This is a genomic window from Amycolatopsis sp. NPDC033938 (assembly GCF_055575975.1).
Map to the genome: position 1 here is coordinate 139,417 of NZ_JBVIRO010000018.1, position 12,143 is coordinate 151,559.

Annotated in this window: 7 protein-coding genes and 1 pseudogene; 2 read left to right on the forward strand and 6 right to left on the reverse strand. The window is 67.3% G+C overall.

Annotated features, from left to right (window positions below; all coding sequences use genetic code 11):
* Positions 1–48 precede the first annotated feature (48 nt).
* Both ACZ5ZX_RS33490 and ACZ5ZX_RS33495 read left to right on the forward strand, forming a co-directional pair.
* Positions 49–540 (forward strand): annotated as a pseudogene (locus ACZ5ZX_RS33490) (DsbA family oxidoreductase); the annotation flags it as partial.
* Positions 541–725: 185 nt separating this feature from the next.
* Positions 726–1,145 carry a hypothetical protein gene (locus ACZ5ZX_RS33495; protein WP_465505991.1) on the forward strand — a complete coding sequence of 140 codons (420 nt, stop codon included), beginning with the start codon at positions 726–728 and terminating at the stop codon, positions 1,143–1,145.
* On the opposite strand, the gene ACZ5ZX_RS33500 is transcribed toward ACZ5ZX_RS33495, so the two are convergent.
* The 6 genes from ACZ5ZX_RS33500 to mmsB all read right to left on the reverse strand — a co-directional run bounded on the left by ACZ5ZX_RS33500 (position 1,123) and on the right by mmsB (position 12,139).
* A complete protein-coding gene (locus ACZ5ZX_RS33500) occupies positions 1,123–1,527 on the reverse strand; it encodes a hypothetical protein (protein ID WP_037303728.1) in 405 nt (134 codons plus the stop codon). The genes ACZ5ZX_RS33495 and ACZ5ZX_RS33500 overlap by 23 nt on opposite strands.
* 126 nt (positions 1,528–1,653) lie before the next feature.
* Positions 1,654–5,400 carry a glycoside hydrolase family 2 TIM barrel-domain containing protein gene (locus ACZ5ZX_RS33505; protein WP_465505992.1) on the reverse strand — a complete coding sequence of 1,249 codons (3,747 nt, stop codon included), beginning with the start codon at positions 5,398–5,400 and terminating at the stop codon, positions 1,654–1,656.
* A gap of 22 nt (positions 5,401–5,422) precedes the next feature.
* On the reverse strand, positions 5,423–6,907 hold the full coding sequence (locus ACZ5ZX_RS33510) for a family 43 glycosylhydrolase (RefSeq protein WP_465505993.1): 1,485 nt from the start codon (positions 6,905–6,907) through the stop codon (positions 5,423–5,425).
* A gap of 2 nt (positions 6,908–6,909) precedes the next feature.
* The gene (locus ACZ5ZX_RS33515; protein ID WP_465505994.1) at positions 6,910–9,444 is read right to left on the reverse strand and encodes an alpha-L-arabinofuranosidase C-terminal domain-containing protein; all 2,535 of its coding nucleotides are present in this window, start codon (positions 9,442–9,444) and stop codon (positions 6,910–6,912) included.
* A gap of 51 nt (positions 9,445–9,495) precedes the next feature.
* Positions 9,496–10,821: a jacalin-like lectin gene (locus tag ACZ5ZX_RS33520; RefSeq protein ID WP_465505995.1), complete on the reverse strand. Its 1,326-nt coding sequence runs from the start codon at positions 10,819–10,821 to the stop codon at positions 9,496–9,498.
* A 70-nt stretch (positions 10,822–10,891) separates the two neighbouring features.
* On the reverse strand, positions 10,892–12,139 hold the full coding sequence (gene mmsB / locus ACZ5ZX_RS33525; protein WP_465505996.1) for a multiple monosaccharide ABC transporter permease: 1,248 nt from the start codon (positions 12,137–12,139) through the stop codon (positions 10,892–10,894).
* Between the last annotated feature and the right edge of the window lie 4 nt (positions 12,140–12,143).

Here is a 12,143-nt window from a genome sequence, read left to right on the forward strand (position 1 = left end):
GTCTGGTCCGACGTCGTCTGTCCGTGGTGCTACATCGGCAAACGCCGGATGGAGACCGCGCTCGGCGAGTTCGCGCACGCCGACGAGGTCGAGGTCCGGTGGCACAGCTTCCAGCTCGACTCCTCGCATCCCCGGGGTCACCGCGAGCCGGTGCGGGACATGCTGGCCAAGAAGATGGGCGCACCGCCGGAACAGGTCAAGGCGATGACGCGGCAGGTCACCGAACTCGCCGCCGCGGAGGGTCTCACCTACGACCTCGACAACGCCGTGTCGGTCAACACGCTCGACGCCCACCGCCTCAACCATCTCGCCGACCAGCACGGGCTCGGCGATCGGATGCACGAACGGCTGCTCAAGGCGCACCTCTGTGACGGCGAGATCGTCGACGATCTCGACACGCTGGTCCGGCTAGGCACCGAAGTCGGCGTCCCCGAGGACGAGGCGCGCGAGGTATTGGAAGGCACGAAGTTCGCGGGCGAAGTCGACGCGGATTTCGCCGAAGCGCGCCGGATCGGTGTCAACGGCGTCCCGTTCTTCGTGCTGAACGGCGCTTATGGCGTTTCCGGTGCGCAGTCCCCGGTCACGTTTCTTTCCGCGCTGGAAAAGGCACACCGATCACGATAGGGCGGCCGTCTTCCTCGGCGTTCACCGCCTGGTGCCGGGCGAAATAGCTCGCCGAATACGCCGTCGCCGCCGGAACACCCGAGGAAACCGAACTCGCCGAAATGGTCGTCGCCGATACTTCGGCCTTCGCATGGCGGGTGGTCGACGCCGCCCTCTGCCGGTTGCGATGCCCAGAATGCGGCGACGAACTCGGTGCCGGTCCCACCGGGTGCGAGAAATGCGACCAGGCGAACGGTTTCCGGTTCGCGGCCATCGAGATCGACAGGCCGGCGACGCCGCGGGGCACCGAACACGGGCTTCGCGTCGCCACGGCCGTCGCCCGCACCCGGCACCGCTACGGAGTACGGGCCCGCTGCGGCTTCGAACTCGGACTGCCGGTTCTACTCGGCGGCGAACTGCCCAGCACGGCCCAAGCACAGGCCTACCGGGCGGCGATCGACAAGCTCACCGAGGAGGAATGCGAGCGCGTGACCTCCTTCGCGGAGGTCACGCGCCGGCTCAGTAGTCGTCGCGGCCGGTGAACTGCTGTTCGAGCACTTCCGCCGAACCCGCGACGAGTTCGAGCGGATCGGTGAACTCGTTGATGTCGAGGTTCACCAGCGGCAGGGAATGGCGCAGTACCAGGTGTTCCCCCATGACCACCAGGCCACCGACGACGATCGTGTTGCCGATCTCGGTCAGCACGGTCGCCAGGTCGACCTCGTCGACGCGCGCGAACGGCGTCGCGATCTGTACCCAGTCCTCACGGCGGTCGAAGATCTCCCGCGCGATGACCACGGTCTGGGCCCGCTCTTCGTAGTCGTCGTCGCCATAGGACAACCGGATTCGGATTTCGTCCGGTTCATCCCGAATGACCCGGTATTCGTGCCGTACGAACGCGACCAGATCGGCCCATTCCGCCATGAACTCAGTCCTCCTCGCAGTCGAAGACACAAGCCTAGCGACAGCGAGCGGACCGGAGCCGCCGAGTAACTCGTGAGTGGTGATGACGGCGGTTCCCACCGTCATCACCACTCACGAGACCCATGATCAGCCGCCGCGCGGCAGCCCCGCTCGCGCTTCCTGCGAGGTCAGCGGCCGCAGCGACAGCGTGTACTCGTAGGTGCGGTCCTGCTGGACCTGGCTACGCTCGCGGACCGGGTTGGGCGTGTCCCCGACCCCGGTCACCGCGTGGCTCGCGTGCAGCGTGAACCACCCCTTGTTGCGCTGCAGCTGGAACGGGTACGCCGCCCGGTCGAGGTCGTCGAACGGCGTCACACTGACGTCGTTCGCTCCCGCGACCAGCAGGCCACCGGTCCGGCCGTCGGTGAGCAGCGCCCACCGGCTGTCGGTGTGGTTGCCGTGGTCCTGCGGCCGGTGGTAGTCGACGTACTGCTGGTCCACCGTGGTCGACTGCACGCCGATCGGCGTCCCGTCCTTGCGGTCGACGTAGCTCTCGGCCTTCCGCCCGTACCAGGCGAACCGGTCGTAGGAATCCGGCACCGCCAGCGAGACACCGATCCGGGGCAGGTACGGCAAGGTACGCACACTCCCCTGCGGCACCACCTTGTTGCCGAGGCTCAGCGTCCCGGACCTGTCGACGGTGTAGGTCATCGTCTGGTCGAACCACGCCCCGTCGACGTCCGGTGCGGCGACCCGGCTGTCCACGATCACCCGCGCGCTCCGCGAGCCGTCCTTCTCCACGCGGACACCGGTGACCGTGGTCTTCAGCCGGTCCAGTCCGGCCTTGCGCCAATCCTCGCCTTCGGCCCGGCCCCAGGCGAAGGTCTCGTTGCTGATCGGCGCCCGCCACGCGTCGAGCTTCGGCCCGCCGCTCAGCAGTTCCTTGCCCTGGTGCCGGATCGACGACAACGTCCCGGTGGCCTTGTCCACCTTGTACGTGACGCCTGCCGCGGACGCCGTCACCGATGCCGCGTCCTCGACGACGCCGACGGACTTCCCGTCGAGCGGTGAGCGGTCCAGACCCGGAATCCGCTTGCCGCCCATGGAGAACTGGTCGTGCGCCAGGACATGCCCCCGCGCGAGCATCGGCTCGCCCTGGGTGGTCACCGCCTCGACGGTGAGGAACCGCTCCCGATCGGCCGGATTCGCCGGTACCGGCAAGGAGATCTTCCCCGTCGACGCCGCACCGACGCGCAACGGCCGCTCGCCCTGAGCGACGATCCGGGAACCTTCCTGGATCCGCCACCGCAGGTTCAGCTCGTCAGTGCCCTTGAACTGCCGCTCGTTGGTCACCGCCAGTGTGCCGCCGTCGTAGGCGAAGCGGATCGGCTGGTGTGCCCACGCCATCTGCGCGGTCTCCGGCTGCGCCGAACGGTCCGACCCGATCAGACCGTCCACACCGGACAGACTGGATCCGTAGGAGAGGTGGCTTCCCCGATCGGTGACGCTGTCGAAGTCCAGCGCCAGTACCGCGCCGCCGACCGGCGTGGTCCCGGACAACTCCGCGGCGGAAAGCGGCTTGTCGTAGATGCGGACGTCGTCGACGGCGCCGCGTCCCATCCATCCGATCGTGGACGGGTCGTTCCACGACGTTTCGAAATCGCGGCCGATGTTGACCTCGGCCGACGAGGTGTCGATCGCGCCGGTGAACGGCTTGTTCGCGACCTCCTTGCCGTCGAGGTACAACCGCAGGGCCGTGCCGTCGTAGGTGCCGCTCACCCGGTGCCAGTTGCCGTAGAAGTCCGCGGGCACCTTGGCCTGGACGGCCTGCCACGTTCCACTGTGGATGAAGAACTCCAGGGTGTCCTGCGTCTTCATCTTGAGCGCGTACTGGTGGTCGCCCTTGCCGAGGATGCGGAAGTCTCCGGTCCACTTGCCCGGCTTCACCCACGCGTCGAGCGTCAGCGCCTTGCCGGTGATGTCGAGCTTCCGATCGCGGTAGACCTCGACGAAATCGTCCAATCCGGACAGTGCCAGCGCCTTGCCGCGATGCCCGTCGACCAGATCCGGCTTCCCGCTCACGTGCGCCGAGATGTCGTTGCCGGACGAGTCCGGGGTGATCCGGATCGGCTGCCGGATGTTCTGCTCCGCCCAGTCCCAGATGAACCCACCCTGGGTCTGGGGGTTCGCACGGATGGTGTCCCAGAACTCACGGAAGTTGCCGAGGCTGTTGCCCATCGCGTGGGCGTACTCGCCGAAGATCAGCGGTTTGGTGGTGTTCTTGGCCTGCTCGGCGAACTTCTCCGGAGACGGATACCGCGGCCCCCAGACGTCGGCGAAGGGAGCGTCGCCGTCCGGGTTGTTGGACTGGTGGTAGATCGGCCGGGTCGGCTCGTTCGCGTCCAGCCATTCGGCCAGCGCGAAATGGTGAGCGCCGAGCCCCGCTTCGTTACCGGTGTCCCAGAGGAAGACGCTCGGATGGTTCTTGTCGCGTTCGACCATGCCGATCATCCGGTCGAAGAACGCGTCGCGCCAGGCCGGGTCGTTCGCCTGACAGTACTTCGCGCAGTTCTCGTGGTTGTGGGTCTCGATGTCGATTTCGTCGTCGATCCAGATCCCGTGCCGATCGGCCAGCTCGTAGAAGTACGGATCCGACGGGTAGTGCGAGGTGCGGACCGCGTTGACGTTGAGCTGCTTCATCAGCGCGACGTCGCGTTCCTGCGCCCGGCGCGGCACATGCCTGCCGTGGTCGGGATCGGTCTCCGCCCGGTTGACGCCCTTGAACAGTAAGCGCTTTCCGTTGACCAGCAATTGTTTGTCGCGGATCTCGATCTCGCGGAACCCGACGGTCTCACTGGTGACGTGCGTGACCCGGCCATCGGGGGCGGTCAGCGTGAGGACGGCCGTGTACAGGTTCGGCGTCTCGTCGGTCCACTTCGCCGGGTCGCGCACCGGCAGGGTCAGCGCGGTCTTTCCCCCGGGATCGACGTCCCCGCTGGTCTTACCGACTTCCTTGCCCGCCGCGTCACGCAGGCTCAGGCCGACACGGTGCTTACCCGTCGTTCCACCGGGCTTCGTGGCGACCTCGACCGCGGCCTTCAGCGTGGCATCGGTGTAGGTCGCGTCGAGATCCGTGGTCAGGCCGACGTCCTGAATGAAGGTGCCCGGCGTCGAACGCAGGGTCACCGAGCGGAAGATGCCCGAATACCGCCATTGGTCGACGTCCTCCAGGTAAGCACCCGCGCTCCAGCGGTGCACCTGCACGGCGATCCGGTTCGGTCCCGGCCGCAGCGCGGACGAGATGTCGAATTCCGCCGGCGTGTACCCGCCCTGGTCGTAGCCGATGTACTTCCCGTTGACCCAGACGAAGTACGCCGAAGTGACGCCCTCGAAGCGCAGGAAGGTCTCGCGCTGGGTCCAGTCCGCGGGCAGCGGGAAGTCCCGGACGTAGGCGCCGGTCGGGTTGACGTCACGCGGGACGCGCGGCGGGTCGTCCGGCTGGATCTCGGTGGCGATGTTGCGGAAGATCGGGTGGTCCAGGCCATCGGTCTGCCACGTATGCGGTACGGACACCTCGCGCCAGCGTGACGCGTCATAGCCGTCTTCGTGGAATCCCGCCGGGACCTGCGCCGGATTGTCCGCCATCGCTATCCGCCATTTGCCGTCGAGCGACAGCGTGTACGGGCCGCGTTCGTCACGGCGGGCGGCGGCGGAAACGTCCGCGTACGGACGCAGGTCGGCGTGGGCTGGTTCCTGCCCTTCGGACACCTTCCGTGGATCTTCGAGGTAGGAATAGACATCGGGCGGGCCTTCGGCCATGGCCGGTGATCCGGCCGCGACGAGGGTCCCGGCGAGCATCGCCAGTACCCCGAGAATGGGGCGTGTTCGCAGCACTGCGTTCAACCTCCCAGAGAGTTCAGCTGAGCCGATAGCTGACCCGTTGACGATCTCGTACCCCGGCACCGGGACGGAAGGGCAAGATCCTTCCATTGTCGTGGGCCAAATAGGTGGCCGAGTCGCCGAGCAGACGGAACGACACCGCCTGCGAGTCCGCCAGGCCCGGCACCCGGGTGAAGCTCGCCGCCCTGCCGTAGGCGTCGCTTTGGTCGTACGGATCGATCCGTACGGTCGCACCGTCGACCACCCGGACGTACCGGTCCGGGAAGTTCACCGACTGCAGCGCCACCGTCCCGGCACCGCGGAAGCCGTCCACGATCCGGAACTGCGAGTCGGCGAGTTCCCGGACGTCGCCGTCGACCGTCAGCCGGTATTCGTAGTGCCGCACATAGGACGCCGGAGCGTCCAAAGGGGACAACCGGAGGCATGGCCCGCCCTTGCCGACCGGGACACCGAAACTCGGGGTGCCGTCGTTGTTCCAGTACAGCCGCTGGACACGCGTGTGCCGGTTCGGGTCGTACAGCGGATCACCGGTGATGTCCCGGTAGTCGCGGGCGTGGTACACGAGCACGTCGGTCCGGCCATCCTCGGCGACGGTGAACGAGTTGTGCCCCGGCCCGTATTGCCGCGTCGCCTCGTTCGTGGTGAAGACCGGCTGCGGCGACTTCGTCCACGACCTCGGATCGAGCAGGTCCGAACGCTCGTCGGCGGTGAGAAGTCCCATGCAGTACCGGGCATCGGTGGCGCTCGCCGAGTAGGTCATGAAAACCCGTCCGTTGCGGATGATGACGGCCGGGCCCTCGTTGACCTTGAAACCTTGGATCTCCCACGGCAACGTCGGCACGGCGAGCCGCACCGGATCGCCCTTGAGTGCCAGCGGTGAGGCCATCTCGGCGAGGTAGAGATTGCTGTTGGTCTCGATGCCCGGTTCGCTCTGCGCCCAGGCGAAGTACCGCTTGCCCCGGTGCTCGAACGTCGTCGAATCCAGGGTGAAGGTGTCCCATTTGGTCACCATCTGCCCGCGCAGCACCCAGGTGTCCGCACGCGGATCATCCGAAGTGGACTCCAGCACGTAGGTCCGGATGCGGAACACGTTGTCCGAGTCCCCGGCGGCGAAGTAGATGTACCAGCGGCCGTCGATGCGGTGCAGTTCGGGCGCCCAGATGTGCCCGCCCATCTTCCCGGACGACGGACGCCGCCAGACCGTCTTCTCCTTGGCGGTGGCCAGTCCGTCGATCGTGGCGGCGCCGCGCACGACGACGCGGTCGTATTCGGGCACCGAGCCGGTCAGGTAGTACATCCCGTTCACCGGCCGGGTGATGAACGGGTCGGCCCGTTGCTCGACCAGCGGGTTCCGGGTGGTCAACTGGGTCGGCGCGGCGGTCGGGCCGGCAGTGGCTTCGGCGGCGGTGGCGGTGGCGGCGTTCTGCGCCAGCGTCCCCACGGCGGTGGCGGCCAGCAGCCCGCCACCCGCTCTGAACAGGTCACGTCGGTCGATGGTCATGGTCATCCCCTCACTCGAGCCGGAAAACGCAGGAAGGTCACGGAGTTCGGCGGGAAGGTGTAGCTGAAGGTGTTCGCCACCCCGGTGAACCGCGATTCGCGCGGCGCGATCGGCGTGGCGAAGGCGGTGTTGACGTCGTCGGGCGAACCCTGCAACGTCGTCACGCGAGCCGTGGAGCCCGGCTGGACGCGGGTGCCGAGGTCGACCCGGGTGCGGGCGGCCGCGTTCTGCACGTTGACCACCTTGACCACGAGTTCGCCGGTCTTCAGGTCGCGGGTGACGACCTGCCGGAACGGTTCGGCGACCTTGTCGTCGGTGAAGGAGCCCCACTTCTGCCCGTCGAGGAACAACGTCACCTGACGGCCGCGGACCTCGACGCGCAGGTCGTACTGACGGCCGGTCTCGATCTTGGTGTCGTTCTGGAACAGCGTCTGCTTGGCGCCGCCCTCGGCCTTCTCGACGGCGGAGACGGTGTTGTTCCAGCCGCCGAGGTTCCACCAGTAGTTGTTGCCGGTGTCCTTCACCCCGAACGCGACGAGGAACCCTTCCCGCCCGGCGGTCTTGGTCGCCTTCACCGAGAAGTCGTAATTGCTCCACGCCGGATCACCCGCGGTCACCAGCGTGTTCTCCGCGGCCGGATCGGACTGGACGTACGCGCCGTTCGACACCGCCCACAAACCGCGTCCGGCCACCTTCGACCAGCGTGAATCGTCACCGGAGAAGTCGTCGGAGAACAGTTGCGCGCCCTCGGCCGACGTGACCTTGACGTCGTCGTAGGCCGCGCTCGTGGCCCAGGTCGACAGCCCGATCGCACCCGAGATCGGGGCCACCGTCGACGGCGTCGAGGAGGCCTTGCTGGGCACGACGTGGTCACCGGCGTTGGTCATGAACAGCTTCTGCGTCTCGTAGCTGGCCGATCCCCACGAGCGCTGGTTGTCGAACCAGATCATGTCCGGTTTCCACTGCACGTAGTCGGTGTTCGCCAGCAGCGGCGCGTACGACGCGAGTTTGACGACGTCGGCGTTGCGCTCCAGCCCCGTCATGTACGCCGCCTCGGCCAGCGCGTTGCCGAACTTGTTGTCCAGCGACGCGTACTCGCCGAGGAACACCTTGGGACCGTTGCGGTCGTAGGTGTCGTAGCGCTGGTTGTTCTGCAGGAACCATTGCGGGCTGTTGTAGTAGTGCTCGTCGACCATCGAGACCTTCGCGTCGCGGTTCAGCTGCCACAGCCTGTCGAAGGTGCCCCCTGTGTCGTCCGGACCGGAGTTGCTGATCACCGTGATGTTCGGGTACTTCGCCGCGATCGCCTTGCGGAATTCCGAGAACCGCGCGAAGAACTCGTCCGGCAGATTCTCTTCGTTGCCGACGCCGAGGTGCGTCAGGTTGAACGGCGCAGGATGCCCCATCTCGGCCCGTTTCTTGCCCCAGGTCGAGGTGACCGGGCCGTTGGCGAACTCGATCAGGTCGAGGGTGTCCTGGATGTGCCGCCGCAGCAACGCGGGATCGTCGGTGGCCCGGTTCTGGCCGCAGCCGGTGACCAGCGCGGGCACCACCGGCAGCGGCATCGCGCCGATGTCCTCGGAGAACTGGAAGTACTCGTAGTAGCCGATGCCGTAGGACTGGTTATAGCCCCAGAAGTTCGCGTTCGTGGCCCGCTGCTCGACCGGCCCGATCGTGTCCTTCCACTGGTACGAGCGCTTACGCTCCCAGTCCGGTGCCTCGTAACCCCGATGGCTGCCGGTGTTGACCAGGCAGCCGCCGGGGAACCGCACGAAACCGGGCTTGAGCGCGGCGATCTTCTCCGCGAGGTCGGCCCGCATCCCGTTGGGCCGGTTCTTGTAGGTGTCGTGAGGGAACAGCGACACCATGTCGAGCCGCAGTGTCCCGCCGCCGGACGCGGTCAGCGCGAGCCTGCCGAGCGCACTCGACTCCCTCGCCCGGACCGCACCCGAGTACTTCACCCAGCCGTCGCCGCGAACCTGGACCCGCAGCGGGTCGGCAAGCGCTTTCCCGGCGGGGTCGGTGACGGCCACCGTGAGCGGCGTCCCCGCCGCCCGATCGGACCGGGCGAACACCGAGAAGTCGTACTGCTTGCCCCTTTCGACACGGATCCCCGAGTTGTAGCCGGAGTTCGCGACGCCGTACTCACCACTGGAAAGGTCGAGCCGGAGGTAGCGCCGGTTCCGCTCGTTGAGCCGCTGGGCGTCGTCGGCGACCTGCGCCGTACCGGTCCCCCCGCCGAGTGACGTCGGTGCCCAGGACGTCAGTGGGGTGTAGGACGCGTTGTCGGCCTTGTCGTATTCGAAGGACCGGTTCTGGACGAGTTCGGCGTACAGCCCGCCGTCCGCGGCACGGTTGATGTCCTCGAAGAAGACGCCGTACATCGAACGGTCGATCGTGGCGCCCCGGCCCGCCGCGTCGACGGCGAGCGTGTAGTCGGTCATCGGTGTCTGGCCCGAGGCGGCGGGGACGGGAACTCCGATCCCCACGGCCATGATGGACGTCAGCGCACCCAGCCGGACGATTCTCCTGCGCACAGCACTTCCTTTCGCACCTTCGCGATGGTCGTGGTTCGTTTCGGGTCCGGGTCAGATCCGGGTCCGGATGAAGCCGATCTTGTCGACCTCGTCCCCGGCCCGGCCGTGGAATCCCGCGATCTGCCAGCCCGGCACCGCGGCTCGGGTCACGCAGTCCGACGTCGCGGTCCCGGCCGACAACGTCCTGCCGCGGTCGGTGGTGAACGTGGCCGAGAAGATCCGGGTGGTGTTGTCGTGCTTGCCCCGGCAGAGCGTCGCGGAGGTGAGGTGTTCGCCGTTCGCCAGGGTCAAGGTGACGGCGGTTCCCCCGCTCCCGCCGTGGGACAGCGTGGTCCCGTTGGCGAGGGTGAGGCCGATGTTGTCCACCCGGGAGCCACCGCGTAGGGACAGCGAGCGGACACCGGCCCCGGCGGGGATCGCGTCGATGTCGGTGAAGGAGGAGCCATGCGGGCCGCCGAACTGATCGGTCGGCAGGAAATCCGCGTTCTGGCGCCAGGTGAAGGCGGTGGCGATCGGGGAATGATCCGACAGCATCGCGCCTGATTCGTCGAGGAACTTGGCGTGCTCGTTGGCGTAGGAGGTCGCTTCGAGGCTCACGAGCTTGCTGCCCCGGTAAAGGATCTTGTCGACGACCTCGCAGTCGTTCGTCACCGCCGCCGGGTCGCACACCAGCGCGGGGCTGCCCTGCGCGGGCGCGGTCCCGCCGCGGACCAGCTGGACCCAGGCGTCGGTCAGGCCGTTGTCGGCCGCGAACGTCGCGATCGTGTCGCCCGTCCTGGTGTAGCGGGTGTTGGTGTCGCCCATGACCACGACGGCGTTCCCCGCCGACCGGGTCTTCATGAACGCCGTCAGCTGCCTGAGGTTGGCCGCCCTCGACTTCAGATCACCGTCATTGGTCCCGGCGTTGGTGTGGAGGTTGTAGAAATCGGTGAACACACCCTCGGCGAGCCGGACCCGCATGAAGGTGAACCCCTTCGGCGTGAGGCAATCGCCGGAGTCGAACTGGCACGAGTCCCATTTGACGCGTTCGAAGTCGTCGACGTCGTAAGGGATCCCCGACAGCGTGTTGAGGCCACTGCCGAAACCGGCGCCACCGCTGGTCGGCGTCCGATGAGGATGGCCGTCGGCGGCGTAGAGCGTGGCGTGGTAGTTGAAATCCTCCTGGACGTGCACGACGTCGTAGGGGCCGATCCGGCCGCCGATCGCCCTCGTGGCCGGTTCCCGGGGCGTCGGCGCGCTCGAGAGGGACTCGGGCAGGCCCGCGATGTTGTAGGTGAGAACGGAGAACGTCCCGCTCGAAGCCGCCTCCGCGGCCGCCGGGACACCTGCCGTGAGAAGTAAAGCGGACGCTAGAACGAAGAACAGGCGCTTCGACACTGAAGTCTCCTGAGGTTCGGTACGGCGTGGGTGTCCCGGGTCGCCGGAGCGGCCCGGAACACCCACGCCGTCAGGCGGCGGTACGGGCCCGTCGTTTGGTCCAGATGTCGTAGGCGACGGCGGCGAGCAGCACGAACCCCTTGACCAGGTTCACGCTCTCGGTCGGCGCGCCGATGAGGGACATCCCGTTGTTGATGACGCCCATGATCAGGCCGCCGGTGATCGCGCCGACCACCTTGCCGACCCCGCCCTGAACGGCGGCGCCGCCGATGAAGGCCGCGGCGATGGCGTCGAGTTCGAACATGTTGCCCGCGGTCGGACCGGCCTGGTTGAGCCGTCCGGCCACGATGATGCCGGCGAGCGCGGCCAGCACGCCCATGTTGACGAAGATCCAGAACGTGACCGCTTTGACCTTCACCCCGGACAGCGTCGCCGCCTGGAGGTTCCCGCCGATGGCGTAGATGTGGCGGCCGAACACCGCCCGCGTCGTCACCAGCGAATACCCGATCACCAGTACCGACAGCAGGATCAGCACCCACGGCAGGTTCTTGTACCGCGCCAGCTGGACCACCACGAACAGCACGACGGCGGCAGCGGCGACCATCTTCAGCAGGAACATCGGCAACGGGTCGACCTCTTGGAGGTAGTTGATCCGCGCCGTGCGCTTACGCCACTGCGAGAAGACCGCGCCCGCGATCGCCAGCACGCCGACGAGGAGGCTCACCAGATCGGCACCGCCGAGCGGGCCGAGGCCGATGTTGCCGAGATAGCCGCCGGTGAACCCGTTCGCCAGCGTCCGCACCTCGTCGGGGAACGGGCCGATCCCCTGGTTGCCCAGTACGGTCAGGGTCAACGCGCGGAAGATCAGCATGCCCGCCAGCGTCACGATGAACGCGGGAATGCCGAAGTAGGCGACCCAATATCCTTGCCAAGCCCCGATCGCCGCGCCGACGAGCAGCGTGATGAGCAGCGCCAACGGCCATGCCATGCCGAGGTTCACCATCAGCACGGCCGAGATCGCGCCGGTCAGCGCCACCACCGAACCGACCGACAGGTCGATGTGCCCGGCGATGATGATCAGGATCATGCCGATCGCGAGCACCAGCACGTAGGTGTTCTGCACGATCAGGTTCGAGATGTTCTGCGGTTCCAGCAGCGCACCGCCGGTGAGGAACGAGAACAGCACGACGATCAGCGCGAACGCGACGTAGATGCCGCTTTGACGCGGGTTGAACGAGATTCGCCTCGGCGCTTTGGCCGGGGCGTCTTCGTTCCGTTCCGGGGCACCGCTGACGGTGCCGGCGGAGACGGTACTCATGGTG